Raw genomic sequence first — 15,870 nt, forward strand, 5'->3', positions numbered from 1 at the left:
GCCGCTTGAATCCGGATCTCTTAAGACTCGCCCCATGACGATGTCACTCGCACTCGACCCCAAGTTCTGCAATCTGCTGACGGACAGCCACCTCCGGGTGGTCGGTGTACCGTTGCTCGATGCGCAAGTCTTGCAGGCCGATGCCGCACGATGGTTATACGAAAACGCGCCATTTTGCGTAGTCGCGCACAACACCGACGCCGACCCGCGGTTTGTCTATGCAAACCGGGCGGCGCAGCAATGCTTCGAATATAGCTGGGACGAAATGACGGCGCTGCGCTCGCGCTTATCCGCAGAACATCCCAATCGCGAGGAGCGCGACGGTTTGCTCGAATCGGTGCGAACCAGGGGCTATGCAAGCGGATACCGTGGCCTGCGTATAGCCAAGTCGGGAAGGCGCTTCTGGATCGAGAACGTGACGGTCTGGAATCTCGTCGATCGTGAAGGAACCTATTGCGGGCAGGCGGCGACTTATCGGCAGTGGAAGGACGTTTAAGCGGGGTTCCTCCATTAGCCCTGTATTTTCTGCTTGGCCGATCCTTGACCGTTAGCACGCGCACGGGATCCGATCCACGCGATCCCTCTTCCGATAGCCGCAATGAGGGCATATCGCTGCACGGGTACGCTGATAATCCCGTTGACCGCCGAAGTTCCTACCGCCTGGATTTCCACGAAGGCGTCGTAGGGCAGCACATGGCATTCGCCTTCCTCCAGGTCGACCGCTACGGGCGACGTCAGGTTTAACAGCCAATCCAAAGCGGGATCACGGTAAGTCAATCGAAGCGCGCCATCGATGGCGACAAGCTGCGTTCCGGCGCGCCGATATCGGCCGCTAAATTGACCGGGGTAGAAACATTGCCTGATCGCTTGCATGAGGGCACCTTCTCCGTTTGTCTGGATTGTCGTCAAGCCCTCCGCGAACGGGCTTGATCACGGCTCAAGCTTAGTGATGCACCTCGCTTGGCGACAGATTCAGGGCTGTACAATCTGTTGCGCAACAGATCCGCTATTACCCATCTGTTTCCGTTCAATTTCCCGGCGTCTGTATCTGGCGCGAGCGACGGGTTAAACGCAGCATCTGCACAATGACCATGACCGTTGAAACGCCGCCGCGGGACCTGCCCATGGCGGGCGAGCCGCTGTACGAGCGCCTGGCCGAGCACTACCGCCGCGTGATTGCCTCGGGGACGCTCATGCCGGGCGATCGCATGCCGTCCGTCCGGGCGATGATGCTCAGGCATCAGGTGAGTCTCTCGACGGCGCTGCAGGTCTTCCGGCGACTCGAAGATGCAGGCTGGCTGCAAGCTAAACCACGCTCCGGATACTTCGTTCGCCGACGGACGGCGCCGGCCTTGCCCGGTGTCGATGAACCGGAGAACACATCAGCGCCAATGGAAGCGCAGTTCGTCGGCCTGCACGAATCCATTTCGAAGGTGATTGCGCAAGCGCAGCGGTTTCCCGAAGCGCTGAACCTGGGTGGAGCTACGGCCACGGCATCGCTTTATCCGACTGCGCGGCTGCAAGCGCTGACCATAAGAATCCTGCGGCATCAGCCGACGCTGCTTACGGAATCCGGAGGAGAAGCAGCCGGGGCGGTGTTTCGACAAGCCATTGCAAAACGGGCGCTTTCTGCGGGAATGATGCTTTCGCCCGATGAGGTGATTGCTACGACAGGGGGTGTGGAGGCGGTGAACCTCGCGTTACGTGCAGTCACTCAGGCAGGCGACACAGTCGCAATCGAATCCCCGGCGTTCTTTGGTTTATTGCAGATTATCGAAAGCCTCGGTTTGCGTGCGCTCGAGATTTCCACTAGCCCGACAACAGGGATGTCGCTCGAAGCGCTGGAAATGGCGCTGCTCGCGTATGGGAATATCAAGGCCGTGGTGGTCGTGCCGCATCTGCAGAATCCGTTGGGCAGCGTCATGCCTGATGAACGAAAGGCCGGGCTCGTCCGGCTTTGCGCGCGGCATAAGGTTGCGGTGATCGAGGACGAGCCGTATAGGGAACTGCTTGATGACGCTGCACAGAACAAGCCTCTCAAGGCATGGGACCGCGATGGCGGCGTGATTCATTGTGCATCGTTGAATAAAGTCCTGGCGCCAGGTTTGAGGCTAGGCTGGATGGCGTCGGGGCGATGGCACGCGCGCGTCAAGATGCTTAAGTTTGCACAGAGCCGCAACAACGAAAGCCTGCCTCAACTCGTTGCCGCCGAATTCATGGGGTCCGGAGCGTACGACCGGCATCTCTTTCAGTTGCGGGAGCGATTGCGAACGCAGCGGGACGCTACCGCCAATGCCATCGCGCGTTATTTCCCAACAGGCACACGGCTTAGCGTGCCAGTTGGCGGCGTACTGCTTTGGGTTGAGCTGCCGCCCGGTACGGATTCGGGCCGGCTTTTCGAAGAGGCGCTGACGCAGGGCATTCGCATTGCGCCCGGGACCATATTCTCCAATTCAGAGCGCTTTGCTTCGTTCATCCGTTTGAGCTGTCCGCAGCCATTCGATCAAAACCTGGACGATGCGTTGCAGCGGCTTGGAAGGCTGGCTGGCGAATCGTCTTGACTTGTGATTTGGCCGCTGTCTAAAATTCGCTCATTGTCATAAATCGGGTGAATGCCTTGGACACTTGTAGTCGTCAACCTTCGGATTGTTTGGCTGGCTGACCGGCAAGACCCCGCGCTTGAATTCCTAGCCGCCGTCTTGCCAGCAGGCAGGCGGTGCGCGTCGCAGTATTTTTCCCGTGCATCCCTACTAGCACCAATAGCACCAATAGCGCCAATCAGCCGCAGCAGTTGTCCGTGCCTGAACGGAGCCGTGCCGCCGGTACCTGTCCAGCAGAGTAGTTTGGCTAGTGTCATCTGACTGTCACACGCAGACAATACGGTGGGCCGCGCCGGCATTGCGCCGGTGTGGCCATTGAGAGTGCTTGAGCGGTCATCGTCAGGCAATGCATGCGAACATTACAAATCAAAGAATCGCTTCATGATCTACGAGTACATCCTTCCTTTGATAGCCGCTTTGTCGTGCGGCATCGCCATCGGTCTAGAGAGACAGATGCGGCAGCGAACGGCCGGCCTGCGCACCATTACGCTGGTGACCAGTGGCGCCTGCCTGTTCGTGATCCTCGGCGCCATGACCGGCAACGGAACCACGAGCGTGACGCAAATCGCGGCCTATGTGGTGTCCGGTGTGGGCTTCCTGGGTGGCGGGGTCATCATGCGCGAGCAGGGCGCAATCCAGGGGATCAATACGGCGGCCACCTTGTGGTGCTCGGCGGCCGTTGGCGTTCTTTGCGGGGCGGAACACTACGGGCCCGCCATCGCGGGGACCCTGGTGATCCTGTTCACCAACACCGTGCTGCGTGAGATCGGGCGCGCCATCAATACTGCGCCGGTGGCGTCCGCCGACCTGGTGCGCAAATACGTGCTGACGGTAGTCTGCCGCGCGGAAGATGAGGTGAATATCCGGGCGTTGATCACCAACTCGATGGTCTCTGCGCCGCTGTCGTTCCAGGGACTGAGCAGCACGGATGTCGATGGCGATTCGCAGCGAGTGGAAGTGATCGCAACGCTCGAAACGCATCCGAAGTATCAATCAAAGGTCGAGGCCGTTGCGAGCCGGCTCAGCATGGACAAGGGGGTATCGAGCGTTAGCTGGGCCGCGCTCGATACCGTGCCCGAGCCTGATTGAGGCGGCGCGTGCCCCACGCGTGTGGGGCACGGCATGGGTTTTGAAAGGATGCATCGGTAGTATCCGGGACAGCGATGCTTGTGCGTACCTATGCAAGCGCGCGATGAGCGGGTGCTCGCATCATCGATGCATCGCTTCACCCCATTAAAGGTTGCAGATGAGTACTTATGTGTTGTTGGCTTGCGGGTTCGGGACAGGACTAGCGATTGCAATCTGGGGAATATTCGACGCGCTGAAGCATTCCCGGCGTGAATCGCAAGAGCACGCCCATTCGGCGGGCGATAAACCCGGGCAGTAAACACCCCTACCCGCGGCGCAAGACGTTCATCCTGACGTGAGCCCTTGCCAGCCGCCGCCAAGCGCTTTCAATAACAACACGCTTGCATCAAGCCTACGGGCATCTATCTGGTCGGCGGTACGCTGGTTCGTCAATGCGATAGTCTGCGCGGTCACTACATCGAGGTAGCTCACCGCACCCGCCTGAAACCGGTTGGTCGTCAGCTTCAATGCAAGCCCGGCAGCGGACGTCGCGCGTTGCTGGCTTGCGGCTTCGCTCTGAAGCGACTGGAGCGCCGACAAATTGTCCTCGACCTGTTGAAACGCCACGAGCACGGTCTGCCGGTAATCAGCGACCGAGCCGTCGTACTGCGAGTTGGCGCCTTTCAGCGAGGCCTCGCGTTTGCCGCCGTCGAACAACGTGCCGACCAGTTGCGGACCGATCGACCAGAAGAGACTGGGGGCGGTGAGCCACGGCGCAAAGAACGTGCTTTCGAGTCCGGCGCTTGCCGACAGCGCGAGATCGGGAAAAAACGCGGCATGCGCCTCGCCGATCTGCGCGTTGGCCGCAAATACGCGTCGTTCGGCAGCAGCGATATCAGGGCGGCGTTCAAGAAGCTGCGAGGGCAGGCTGGGAGGAATAGAAGGTACAACGAAGGATTGTGGCTTGGCCGCAATCGAGAACGTCGATGCCGGTTCGCCGATCAACGTAGCAATCGCGTGCTGAAGCTGTGCGCGTTGAACATCGATATCCGTATCCTGTGTCCGTGTACTTTCCAGTTGTGTCGAGGCCAGCGCGACCGCCGACGCATCGATCGCCCCATTCTGCAGTTGCTGGTTCAGGATACGCAGCGCGTCGGCATAGGCGTTCACGGTGTCGTCGAGGAGTTTCTTTTGAGTATCGAGTGAACGCAGGTCGAAGTAATCGACGGCGAGGTCGCTCGTCATTGAGAGGCGCACCGCTGCAAGATCAGCCTCGCTCGCAGCCGCGTTCGCTTGCGCGTTGACGGTCGCATCTTTTACACGGCCAAACAGGTCGGGCTCCCACGAAGCGCTCAAGCCGGCCGAGTAGTCGGGAATGGTCTTGCCCGCAAGCGAATGGCCCTGCACGTTCTGCGATGTACGGAAGCGGCTCTCGGACGCGCCCGCGGTCACGGTCGGGAAGAAGCCGGCGCGCTGATAGTCGACCAGCGCACGTGCCTGCTGCACTTGCGCGACCGCTTTCTTCACGGTCTGGTTCGATACATCGATACGGCTTTCGAGTTCGTTCAACTGCGGGTCGCCGAAGACGGTCCACCATGGGCCACGCGGCTGGGTATCGGCGGGCGCGGCGAGCGCCCAGCCTGCGGCGCCGGCATAGTGCGCCGGTATGGCTACGTCCGGCTTCTGGTAAGCAGGCAAGGTGGAGCATGCGCTGAGTGCGACGGCCAAACACGTGACCAACGTCTTGCGGGCGAGGGCGGAGTGTGACGTGAGCATTGGCACGATCCTCAGGAAGCGGACGAAACGATCTGCACCGGCTCGCCCGGGGTGATAGCGTCGCCCGGATTGTCGATGACGCGATCGGTGGCCGTGAGCCCGGTCGTGACTTCCACGTGGGTGCCGAAGTCCCGTCCAACGGTCACTGTCTTGAGCGCGGTTTTACCCGTGCTGTCGACAACTGCAACGGTCACGCCATTGGGTCTGAATAGGAGCGCGCTCACCGGCAGGTCGAGTGCGGGGCTCGCGTTCTGCAGAGCCAGATGTACCTGCGCGTAGGCGCCGGGCATGAGCGCGCCATCGCGGTTGTCGACATCGACTTCCACGTGCAGCGTGCGGCTGACCGGATCGATCGCACCGGCACTGCGCGCGACTTTCGCGGCGAAACGCCTGCCCGGATACTGCTGGACGCTCAGGTAAACCTCGGTGCCCGGCGTGACATAGGGCGCATCGTTTTGCGGCACATCGACGAACACGCGCAACGTGTCTGTCTGCTCCACATGAAAGAGTTCACCGGGCATGGCGGCCAGACCGGGCGAACCGCCCGCCGTGACCAGCGCACCCACGTCCACGTTGCGCGCCGTCACCACGCCGTCGAAGGGTGCGCTCACCTTCTCGTACGACACAAGCTCTGAGAGGCGTTGCACGTTGGCCTGTGCGGACTGCAGCATGGCGTCCTTCGCCTGCATGTCGCTGACCTTTGTGTCGGTGTCCTGTTGCGAGACCGACTGTGTCTTCAGCATGTCCTGCCAGCGTTGCGCGCTGACTTTGGCGTAGTTGAAATTGGCTTGCGCCGTCGCTGCGTCGGCGCGAGCCTGGCGAAGCTGTGCATCGAGCTCCGGTGTCTGGATGACGGCCAGCGTTTGCCCTGCCTTCACCCTGGCGCCGATGTCGGCGTACCAGTGCTCGAGGTAGCCGCTAGTGCGTGCGTAGATCGAGGCGTCGGCGTAGGGCATCACCGAGCCGGGCAGCAGGAGTTCCTGGACCGCAGGCGCAGTGCGCGGTTTGATGATCGACACACTGAGCGCATGTTGCGCAGCGGCTTGCGAGGTCAGCGCAGTGCTGGCGTGCAGTCTCGGAACAATGCCGATAACAAGCAACGCGGCGGCAATAGCGCCGAATGCCAGCGGCATCGTGAAGCGTCGATGTGTGGAACGCTTGGCAGCTGTCTCACTGGCCGACGCCGGTAGTTCGTGCATATCGTTGTGATGGTTCATGGTCTGGGCTCGTTTAAAGGCGGTCACTGAACAGCCGGAGAGGCTTGGTGCGCCGCTTTGCTCAAGCGACGCTTTTCGATCCACGCGTGGACCATGCCGAATACGACCGGAACGAAAAGAAGGGTGGAGACCGTGCCTATCGCCAGGCCGCCGATCACGGCACGTCCAAGCGGCGCATTCTGTTCGCCGCCGTCGCCCAGACCGAGCGCCATCGGCAACATGCCGATCAACATCGCGAGCGCGGTCATCAGCACGGGCCGGAAGCGGTTGAAGCCGGCTTCGAGGGCGGCGGTCAGCGGCGCCGCGCCGCCCTGCAACATCTCTCGCGCCGTGTTGATGACAAGAATGCTGTTGGCCGTTGCAATGCCGATGCACAGGATGGTGCCTGTCAGCGCCGGCACGCTAAGCGTGGTGTGCGTGGCGAAGAGCATCCATGCGATCCCCGCCAGCGACGCGGGCAATCCACTGATGATGATCAGCGGATCGATCCACGACTGGAAGTTCACGACCATGAGCAGGTAGACCAGCGCGATGGCGAATACGAGTCCCAGCCCCAGGCCGCTAAAGGATTCGTTCATCGACTGCACCTGTCCGCGCAGGACGATGGAAGAGCCGGCGGGCAACTGTGCCTGCGCCTGGTCCACGAGCCGGGTGACGTCCGACGCCACGCCGCCGAGATCCCGGCCTTGCGCTGAAGCGAAGATATCGAGCACGGGTTGCACGTTGTAGTGCGAGACCACGGCTTGCTGTGTGCCGCGCGACATCGTGCCCAATGAACCCAGCAAGCTTTGCGGCGCAGGGGTGGTGGCGTCCTTCGTCAGCGGCACGTTCGCCAGCGTCTGCAGCGAATGAATATCGTATTGCGGCACTTCAGTCATCAACGGATAACTCACGCCGTTCTTGGGATCGAGCCAGAAGTTCGGCGTGGTCTGCGAGCTGCCCGACAATGCGATCAGCAGGTTCTGCGCAACATCGCGTTGCGTGAGACCGGCTTGCATCGCCTTGGTCCGGTCTACGTTGACGTTGATCGCGGGTTCGTCGCCGGGCTGCTGAATACGGGCATCGACCAGGCCGCGCACGGTCCTCAGCTTCGCCAGCAAGTTGTTCGCCACCACGCGGTTCTGGTCCAGCTTGTTGCCGACGATCTGGATATCGATGGGCGCAGGGAGGCCGAAATTCAGGATCTGGCTGACGATATCCGCCGGGAGGAACGCGAAGGTGGTCCCGGGGAATGACGCGGTCAATACGTTGCGCAATCTCGCGACGTAATCCGCCGTGGGCGCGTGTCCTTTCTTCAACGTGATCATGATGTCCGCGTCTTCGGAACCGACCGGCGCCGACGAGTCATAGGTCAGGTTGATGCCGCTCACCGGCACGCCGATGTTGTCGAGCAACGCGGCCTGGTCCGACTTCGGGATGACTGTACTGATCTTCGCTTCGACTTCGTCCGCGAGACGCGCGGTCTGCTCGATCCGAGTGCCCGTCGGGGCGCGCATGTGCAGGCGGATTTCGCCGGTATCGACGGCCGGGAAAAAGTCGCGGCCGGTGAAGGGCACGAGCGCGAATGACCCCACGCAGAGCAGCATGAACACCAGCAGGAAGCGGCGGCGATTTTCAATGGCGCGGCTGAGCGTCGCCTTGTAGCCGTGCCGCAATGTTTCGAAACGGCGTTCGAACCCGGCCTGGAATCGCATCAGGAAAGCGAACGGTCCGCGTGCCGGCTTGCCGTCTTTCGACGGCATCTTCATCAGGTACATCGCGAGCGTTGGAATCAGCGTGCGCGAGAAGAAGTAAGACGCGCACATCGCAAACACCACGGCTTCAGCCAGCGGTACGAACAGATAACGCGCCACCCCTGAGAGCAGGAACATCGGCACGAACACGATGCAGATAGAGAGCGTCGAGACGAAGGTCGGGACCGCGATCTCCCCCGAACCGTTGAGAATGGCATCGTGTAGCGGCGCGCCCCGTTCCAGATGATGCGTGATGTTTTCAATAGCGACAGTTGCATCGTCGACCAGAATCCCGACCGCGAGGGCCAACCCTCCGAGGGTCATGATGTTGATGGTCTGCCCGAGCGCGGACAGCGCGATCAGCGAGGTCAGTACCGAAAGCGGAATGGTGACGGCAATGATCAAGGTTGCACGCCAACTGCCGAGGAACAGCAGGATCATCAACGCTGTCAGGCATGCCGCGATCACCGCTTCCCGCACGACGCCGGTCACCGCCGACTTCACGAATACCGACTGATCGGAAAGCGCCGTGATATGCAGCGCCTTCGGCAGTCCTGCCGCGATCTTCGGCAACATGGACTTGATCTGAGCGATGATGGTCAGCGTCGACGTGCTGCCGGTCTTTTCCACCGTGAGCAGCGCGGCGCGCTTGCCGTCGCTGCGCACTATATTGGTTTGCGGCGCATAGCCGTCGCGCACCTGCGCGACGTCCCGTACGTACACCACGCCGCCTTTGACGGTCTTGACCGGCAGGTTGTTGAGCGCCGCGACGCTGTCCGTGCTGCCGTTCATCTGGACGTTGTATTCGCGTGCGCCGATCTTGGCGGTGCCACTGGGCAGGATCAGGTTCTGCGCGTTGACGGCGTTGACCACGTCGCTGGGCGACAGGCCTTTGGCCTGCAACGCACGTGGATCGATGTCGATCATGATCTGGCGGATCTTGCCGCCGAAGGGCAGAGGGACGGCCGCGCCCTGCACCGTAGCAAGCTGCGTACGAATGAAGCTGTTGCCGAGGTCGTAGAGGGTTTGCTCCGGCAGCGTATCGCTCGACAGCCCCAGTTGCAGGATGGGGACCGTCGACGCGTTGTACGTAATGATGTTCGGCGGCAACGTGCCAGGCGGCAGCACGCGCAGGATGGATTCGGCATTCGAACCGGCTTCGGCGATCGCACGGTTGATGTCGGCGCCGGGGTGAAAGAAGATCTTGATCACCGAGACGCCGTTGAGCGACTGCGATTCAATGTGTTCGATGTCTTCCACATCGGACGTCAGCGCGCGTTCATAGTTCGACGTGATCCGGTCCGCCATGTCTTGCGCGGAGAAACCGTTATACGACCAGACAATGCTTACCACCGGAATATTAATATTCGGGAAAATATCCGTAGGCGTACGCATGATGGCAAGCGGTCCGATCAGGAACAGCAGGATCGCGAGCACAATGAAGGTATAAGGCCTGCGCAGGGCCAGTCTGACAATCCACATTGGACATTCCCGGAAGATGAGCCGCGCTTGAAAAGCGAAGACGTTCATAACGTGCGGCCAGTGTGACGAACCGGTCTTTACCCGGTACTGACCGCAAGGTTACAAAGTTGTCATCTTCGAATGCCGGGGTGCGCAATATGGCGATCTTGTCATCTGGGCGTCAGCTTAGAGTCAGTGCCTGCCGCGCAGAATGAAGCTGCTTACCGTCGCAGCGTCGCTTACCGGACGATGGAGCACGGGCTTCATTCATTGAGAGTGAAGCCACTTTATAAAGAGGCTACTCATCATGAAAGCACTGATCTGCACAACACTTGCCCTGGTCCTGGCTGCTCCTGCCGTGTCGTTCGCCCAAACCACGGATCAGCCGGTCACGCGTGCCCAGGTGCGCGCCGAGCTCATCCAGCTTGAGAACGCGGGATGGCGCCCAGACTCGCAGGAAGCTTTCTATCCGAATGATATCCAGGCTGCTGAAACACGCGTGCATTCGGGCGACACCACCACCGGTTATGGTGGCAGCATGGAGAATGGAACGTCGATGTCGCAATCGCCGACGAGCGGACCTGTAGGGGCCCCGGTGTACAAAGGGCAGTGATTTGAATGGTGGTGCAGGACTGGCTGGCGGGCGGCTTGGTGTGTCGGCATGTACATGAGAAGCGACGGTTCCGGTGCGTTGGCCGGATCGCGTAGCGCCGCTAAAAGCGTGCCGCCGTTGACAGAAGCAACGGCGGAGATGACGGCATTGAGCGCAGCATTGAGCGATCAGGCACCGGATTGATCAACGTCCGGCGCCTGAGCGCTGCATCGCCTTGGCTCCAAGTCAGCCTGCCAAGTTATCAGACGCGCTGTCCTTGCTCGCAGTCTTCGCCATTCGCCTCTGCTTGCAATGCGCGCACGCGCGCCGGCAGGAATGGATGGATCAGCAGTTGGTAAGCGCCGCCGCCAATCACGCCGCCTATCAACGGAGCGACCACCGGAATCCACCAGTAGTTGTCCGGTGAAGGCAGCGCCGACGAACCCCAGCCTGCAAAGTACGCAAACAAACGCGGACCCAGATCGCGAGCCGGATTCATTGCCCAGGCTTCCAGATAGCCCATCGACGACCCAAGGATTGCCACCAGGAACCCGATCATGAGCGCACCCGCATTCGCTTGGGGCGCCATTTCGTTGAACTGCTCGGTGATCGCGAAAATCCCGAATAAAAGAAACGCCGTCAGGATGACTTCATCGGAGAACGCGTGCATGGGGGTGATGGCCAGGCCCGGGTGCGTGAAGAACACGCCCGCTGCGCCGCCGTCCGCCCGCGACAGGTGATGAACCAGGTTGTAGTGATCGATCACCGGCCCGAACAGCGCATAAACAATGACGGCGCCCAGTATGCCGCCAGCGAGTTGCGCCACCCAGTAGGGCAGCACTTTCTTCCACGAGAAACCGCGGAACAACGCGAGGGCCAGTGTCACGGCAGGATTTGCATGCGTGCCGGAAATGGAGCCGGTGACATAGATGGCGAGCGTCACGGCCAGCCCCCAGGACATGCAGACACCCCAGTAGGCATTCACATACGGGCTGGGATCGTATAGCACATACATGCATGCCACTGAATCACCGAACGCAATGATGATAAGGACCGCGATGGCCTCGGATATGAGTTCGCCGGCAAATTGCCTGCCAGTAGGTTTTGCAATAGTTGATGACATAAGGAGGATTCCTAAAAGAAGATCTGCGTTGCAGCGGAGAAGACCAGGATGACGTAACTGAGGCTTACGTTGAACGCCGGTTCAACGTAAGCTCAACCCGAGCTCAGGTGGCGTCGGCCCACGCCTTGGCGGCATTCACCGCGCGTTGCCAGCCGTGCATCTGGCGCTTGACCTCGTCAGGCGCACTATCCGGCGAGAAACGGCGGTCCAGCTTCCATTGGCTTTGCAGTTCATTCACATCTTTCCAGTAACCGACTGCCAGCCCGGCCAGATACGCCGCGCCTAGCGCAGTGGTCTCGCTGATCTGCGGACGCACCACGTCCACGCCCAGCATGTCGGCCTGGAATTGCATCAGCAGGTTATTGGCGACCGCACCGCCGTCCACGCGCAGCTCGCCAATGCGGATGCCGGAATCAGCTTCCATGGCCTTCAGCACATCGATTGATTGAAACGCGATGCTTTCCAGTGCCGCCCGTGCGATGTGGCCGGAGGTCGTGCCACGTGTCACGCCGAACAGCGTGCCGCGTGCGCGTGCATTCCAGTGCGGCGCACCCAGGCCGGCGAAAGCGGGCACCATATAGACGCCGTCGCTATGCGGCACACTGCGCGCAAGCGCTTCGATTTCACTCGCACTCTTGATGATGCCAAGTCCGTCACGAACCCATTGCACGACAGCGCCACCAATAAAGATACTGCCTTCCAGCGCATAGTTGACCTGGTCGCCGATCTGCCACGCAATGGTGGTGACAAGGTTGTTGCGCGATTCGATGGGCTTGTCGCCCGTGTTCATGACGAGGAAACAGCCGGTGCCGTAGGTGTTTTTCACCATGCCGGACGTCGTGCACATTTGGCCGAAGAGGGCGGCGTGCTGGTCGCCTGCAATGCCGGCAATCGGAATCTTCGATGCGAATACCGTGGTCTTGGTCGGACCGTACACATCCGACGAGGCACGCACTTCGGGCAGCATGCTGCGCGGAATGTCGAGCGCGTCCAGGAGCTCGTCGTCCCACTTGAGCGTGTGGATATTAAAGAGCATGGTACGCGACGCGTTGGTGACGTCGGTGATATGCAGGCCGTGTTTCGTGAAGTTCCACACGAGCCAGCTATCGACCGTACCGAACGCAAGGCGTCCTTGTTTCGCTTTTTCGCGCGCGCCTTCCACGTTGTCAAGGATCCAGCGGATCTTGGTCGCGGAGAAGTAGGAATCGATAGGCAAGCCCGTCTTGGCACGGACCTTTTCTTCCAGCCCCTGCACCTTCAACTGGTCGCAGAAGTCGGCGGTGCGCCGGTCCTGCCAGACAATGGCGTTGTAGATCGGCTGGCCGGTTTCGCGATCCCAGACAATGGTGGTCTCGCGCTGGTTGGTAATGCCGATAGCGGCGATTGATGCACCGTTCAGGCCCGCGCGGGTGACGGCTTCGGCGGCGACCCCGGCCTGGGTCGACCAGATTTCCTGAGGGTCGTGCTCAACCCAGCCTGGTTGCGGGTAGATCTGGCCAAATTCTTTCTGCGCTACCGACACTACGTTGCCCTGGCGATCGAACACCATTGCGCGTGAACTTGTCGTGCCCTGATCGAGCGCGAGGATGTATTGCTCCTGCATTGTCTTCTCCACTGGTTTTTAAATGGATCGCCGCTTCGTGCATGATGCCTCGCGACGTTGCTGACTTCTTATTTTGACTGCGGCTTCGGTGAGACGGGCGCTTCTACGGATATTACGGTTTTATTACGTCGATAGATCCAGCTAGCCGCTTCATGCGGTTGAGGTAAGGGCCGCCAACTGGCGGGATGAAGGGGTGGTTTCATCCGCAAACCACCGCGCAATTTCATTCAATGCCCGACGCATCACCTATGCAGCGCGATTTTCACGCAGCGATTCGCTCTCGTTCCCATTTCGCCTGGAAACGAACTCATCTTGTTCGAAAAAGAACACCGTAAAAATCAAATCGCTCGATTTCGCTCATGATGCTGTGCTGGTCGATGTTTCGTTTAATTACCAGTAGGTAAGCCATCGCGTCCTGATTCACGTCATTCGCATATCTCAATTAAGAAAATCTATCGAATCGATAATGTTCGAATTCGAATGCTAGTGAACAAAATCGAAAATGTAAAGGCTCATTTTTATCGCTGGCATGAGCGCAGTCAGGTGCATCGGGGTTAGTAGAAAACCTCGAAACGATGCCGGTAAAGATTTTTGAAAGTTCGCAAGAGAACGGACACGTCAAACAATAGCGTCCGCAATAGGGGTGACTCTGCAAGCGAAGGTTTGGATGTGCTGACGGCCCGGTTCATGGAATTCAAGCGAGCGCCGGTTTGCAGGTCCGCTGCCGAATCACGATTGTTTGTAATGGGTTTAAGGGAATCGGGGCAACCCGGCAATAATTTATCGGTGCAGGTAGAGTTAGACTCCGCGACAAAAAATTGGGCGCGGTTGATGCAATGTCGAGAAAAATAGAGGCCAACCATGCGGGTTACGAGACAGGTCACCAAGCTTATTCGTGTCGTTGCCGTGGTCGCGCTCGCGCCCCTCGGTTTGTTGCCGGCACTTGCACATGCAAGCGCGGTAGAAGAACAGCTCGATTGCAAATCGACGGGCCATGTGTTCATCAGCGCGTTGATGAACAGTGGGGAAATACAGTCCAAGCCCATGCATGTCGAGAAGAACTCGATCAACGCGTTCCGGCCCGCCCATGGCGTGAAGCTGACGGCGTTCGATTTCCCGGTCTTCGTGGTGCTTGGTTACGAGAAGGACGATCCGCTCTTCAAACCGGGCAAGGGAGACCCCGTCGGCGACTGGGCTTACGGTGTCGTGGTGACAGGCGCGTCGGACGACGTCAGGGACCGCCTGCATCAAATAGGCAGCGACGCCATCGTTCACGAAGTCACACCGGTGATGACGGCGATTCTTTGCAAGGCCCATTGACGTCATAACGGCTGCTTTTTGCAAGCTGGGACGTCTGCTGCCACTCAATGCCATGCAGGTGGTTCACTCTGCCGCGACTGGCAGCCTGGCTTTTTCGTCACGCAGAGCGAGGCGGGCGATGGCAAACGCGACCAGCGCGGAAAGTGCGATTCCGACGACCATCGGCTTTGGCGCGCCACCGGCGAACAAACCGGATACGGCCATCACCGCAGCGCCCACGACAAACTGCAATGCACCCATCAGCGCCGAAGCCGTACCCGCGATCGCACCATGATTTTCAAGCGACAACACCGCGGAAGTCGGCAAGACAAGCCCCAGGAAACCATAGCCGACAAACAGGAAAACCATCATCACCGCGAGGCTGTCGGCGCCCGCCAGAAACAGCACCGCAACGATGCTCATCGAAATCGCGAAGCCGGTCACCGCTACGCGAATGACGCGCGGCAGGCCGTATCTGGCAGTGAGCCGTGCAGTCAACTGGCTGAAGCCGAAAAACGCCGCGGCGTTAAGTGCAAAGCACAGGCTGAACATGGTGGGCGACAAGCCATAGTGGTTGATGATCACGAACGAGGCGCTTGCCAGGTAGATAAAAAACGACGAGACGCCGAACGCACCGACAAACGTGAGACCAAGGAACATCGGATCACTAAGTAACTTGCGATAACCCGCGAACGCACTCGCCCACGAGCTGTCGGCGCGATGATGGATTTCCCGCGTCTCTTTCAACTGCGTAGCCGCTAGCACGAGGGCAAGTCCGCCCGCCACCGTCAGCGCCCAGAAGACGCCGCGCCAGCCGAAACCCGCAATGATGAAGCTGCCGGTCAGCGGCGCCAAGAGCGGAGAAACGCTCACGACAAGCATAAGCAGCGACATGAGCCGGGTGGCGTCGTGACCGGTGTAAAGGTCCCGCACGATCGCTCGCGGAACGACCATGCCGGCGCACGCGCCCAACGCCTGGAGTACACGGAAGCCGATCAGCACGTGGATGTCCGGTGCAAAGGCGCAGCCCACGCTGCCGATGGTAAAAATTGCCAGGCCGGCATAGATCGGCATCTTGCGGCCGAAGATATCCGAGAGCGGGCCGTACACGAGCTGGCAGACCCCGAGCGTGATAAAGAACACCATCAGGCTCATCTGCACCTCGGCCGGGGTGGCGTGCAGTGCCCCTCCGATGGAAGGCAGGGCGGGCAGGTACATGTCGATGGCAAACGGCCCCACGGCGGTAATCAGGCCCAGCACGATGGCAAGTTGAAGAAAGCGTCGTGTCATTATTTATCGGTAGGAAAGAGTGGCGGCATGGTAATCGAAGTCACGCCGGATTGCGGCGCTATTTGCATGACGAACGACGCCTTGGGAAATCGACATCGCCTGCTGCAA

The 15,870-nt window shown here is 60.1% G+C and carries 12 protein-coding genes; 5 read left to right on the forward strand and 7 right to left on the reverse strand.

From position 1 onward, the window contains the following. Positions 1-34: 34 nt before the first annotated feature. Entirely contained in the window at positions 35-496 is a 462-nt protein-coding gene (locus tag ACSOSP_RS27865) for an MEKHLA domain-containing protein (protein ID WP_455311669.1), read from the forward strand. 14 nt (positions 497-510) lie between these two features. On the opposite strand, the gene ACSOSP_RS27870 is transcribed toward ACSOSP_RS27865, so the two are convergent. Beyond that, complete coding sequence (locus ACSOSP_RS27870) at positions 511-873, reverse strand: hypothetical protein (RefSeq protein ID WP_455311670.1); 363 nt, start codon at positions 871-873, stop codon at positions 511-513. Between the two features lie 212 nt (positions 874-1,085). On the opposite strand from ACSOSP_RS27870, the gene ACSOSP_RS27875 reads away from it, so the two are divergent. After that, complete coding sequence (locus tag ACSOSP_RS27875; RefSeq protein WP_455311671.1) at positions 1,086-2,561, forward strand: aminotransferase-like domain-containing protein; 1,476 nt, start codon at positions 1,086-1,088, stop codon at positions 2,559-2,561. A gap of 420 nt (positions 2,562-2,981) precedes the next feature. After that, on the forward strand, positions 2,982-3,689 hold the full coding sequence (locus tag ACSOSP_RS27880) for an MgtC/SapB family protein (RefSeq protein WP_455311672.1): 708 nt from the start codon (positions 2,982-2,984) through the stop codon (positions 3,687-3,689). 324 nt (positions 3,690-4,013) lie between these two features. Here ACSOSP_RS27880 and ACSOSP_RS27885 read toward each other — a convergent pair whose 3' ends face one another. The 3 genes from ACSOSP_RS27885 to ACSOSP_RS27895 are packed head-to-tail and all read right to left on the reverse strand — an operon-like array spanning position 4,014 to position 9,876. Next, positions 4,014-5,444 (reverse strand): efflux transporter outer membrane subunit, encoded by a 1,431-nt coding sequence (locus tag ACSOSP_RS27885; protein ID WP_455311673.1) that lies wholly within the window; start codon positions 5,442-5,444, stop codon positions 4,014-4,016. An 11-nt stretch (positions 5,445-5,455) separates the two neighbouring features. Next, complete coding sequence (locus tag ACSOSP_RS27890; protein ID WP_455311674.1) at positions 5,456-6,661, reverse strand: efflux RND transporter periplasmic adaptor subunit; 1,206 nt, start codon at positions 6,659-6,661, stop codon at positions 5,456-5,458. A 23-nt stretch (positions 6,662-6,684) separates the two neighbouring features. Next, the gene (locus tag ACSOSP_RS27895) at positions 6,685-9,876 is read right to left on the reverse strand and encodes an efflux RND transporter permease subunit (RefSeq protein ID WP_455311675.1); all 3,192 of its coding nucleotides are present in this window, start codon (positions 9,874-9,876) and stop codon (positions 6,685-6,687) included. A 286-nt stretch (positions 9,877-10,162) separates the two neighbouring features. Here ACSOSP_RS27895 and ACSOSP_RS27900 point away from each other — a divergent pair, with 286 nt between their 5' ends. Further along, positions 10,163-10,468, forward strand: coding sequence for a DUF4148 domain-containing protein (locus tag ACSOSP_RS27900; protein ID WP_455311676.1), 306 nt, complete (start codon positions 10,163-10,165; stop codon positions 10,466-10,468). A 241-nt stretch (positions 10,469-10,709) separates the two neighbouring features. Here the strand turns inward: ACSOSP_RS27900 and ACSOSP_RS27905 are convergent, their stop codons facing one another. Both ACSOSP_RS27905 and glpK read right to left on the reverse strand, forming a co-directional pair. Beyond that, positions 10,710-11,570: an MIP/aquaporin family protein gene (locus ACSOSP_RS27905; RefSeq protein WP_455311677.1), complete on the reverse strand. Its 861-nt coding sequence runs from the start codon at positions 11,568-11,570 to the stop codon at positions 10,710-10,712. 103 nt (positions 11,571-11,673) lie between these two features. Further along, entirely contained in the window at positions 11,674-13,173 is a 1,500-nt protein-coding gene (glpK, locus tag ACSOSP_RS27910; protein WP_455311678.1) for a glycerol kinase GlpK, read from the reverse strand. Between the two features lie 861 nt (positions 13,174-14,034). Here glpK and ACSOSP_RS27915 point away from each other — a divergent pair. Continuing rightward, positions 14,035-14,493, forward strand: a complete 459-nt coding sequence (locus tag ACSOSP_RS27915; protein ID WP_455311679.1) for a hypothetical protein — start codon at positions 14,035-14,037, stop codon at positions 14,491-14,493. Between the two features lie 63 nt (positions 14,494-14,556). On the opposite strand, the gene ACSOSP_RS27920 is transcribed toward ACSOSP_RS27915, so the two are convergent. Beyond that, the gene (locus ACSOSP_RS27920; RefSeq protein ID WP_455311680.1) at positions 14,557-15,762 is read right to left on the reverse strand and encodes a multidrug effflux MFS transporter; all 1,206 of its coding nucleotides are present in this window, start codon (positions 15,760-15,762) and stop codon (positions 14,557-14,559) included. Between the last annotated feature and the right edge of the window lie 108 nt (positions 15,763-15,870).

It is taken from the genome of Caballeronia sp. KNU42 (assembly GCF_053760385.1).

Excerpts from the sequence above, each read along its gene's own strand:
- ACSOSP_RS27915 (WP_455311679.1), top strand. The coding sequence starts at position 14,035 with ATGCGGGTTACGAGACAGGTCACCAAGCTTATTCGTGTCGTTGCCGTG.
- ACSOSP_RS27920 (WP_455311680.1), bottom strand. The coding sequence starts at position 15,762 with ATGACACGACGCTTTCTTCAACTTGCCATCGTGCTGGGCCTGATTACC.
- ACSOSP_RS27890 (WP_455311674.1), bottom strand. The coding sequence starts at position 6,661 with ATGAACCATCACAACGATATGCACGAACTACCGGCGTCGGCCAGTGAG.
- ACSOSP_RS27870 (WP_455311670.1), bottom strand. The coding sequence starts at position 873 with ATGCAAGCGATCAGGCAATGTTTCTACCCCGGTCAATTTAGCGGCCGA.
- ACSOSP_RS27875 (WP_455311671.1), top strand. The coding sequence starts at position 1,086 with ATGACCATGACCGTTGAAACGCCGCCGCGGGACCTGCCCATGGCGGGC.
- ACSOSP_RS27905 (WP_455311677.1), bottom strand. The coding sequence starts at position 11,570 with ATGTCATCAACTATTGCAAAACCTACTGGCAGGCAATTTGCCGGCGAA.
- ACSOSP_RS27880 (WP_455311672.1), top strand. The coding sequence starts at position 2,982 with ATGATCTACGAGTACATCCTTCCTTTGATAGCCGCTTTGTCGTGCGGC.
- glpK (WP_455311678.1), bottom strand. The coding sequence starts at position 13,173 with ATGCAGGAGCAATACATCCTCGCGCTCGATCAGGGCACGACAAGTTCA.
- ACSOSP_RS27865 (WP_455311669.1), top strand. The coding sequence starts at position 35 with ATGACGATGTCACTCGCACTCGACCCCAAGTTCTGCAATCTGCTGACG.
- ACSOSP_RS27900 (WP_455311676.1), top strand. The coding sequence starts at position 10,163 with ATGAAAGCACTGATCTGCACAACACTTGCCCTGGTCCTGGCTGCTCCT.
- ACSOSP_RS27895 (WP_455311675.1), bottom strand. The coding sequence starts at position 9,876 with ATGTGGATTGTCAGACTGGCCCTGCGCAGGCCTTATACCTTCATTGTG.
- ACSOSP_RS27885 (WP_455311673.1), bottom strand. The coding sequence starts at position 5,444 with ATGCTCACGTCACACTCCGCCCTCGCCCGCAAGACGTTGGTCACGTGT.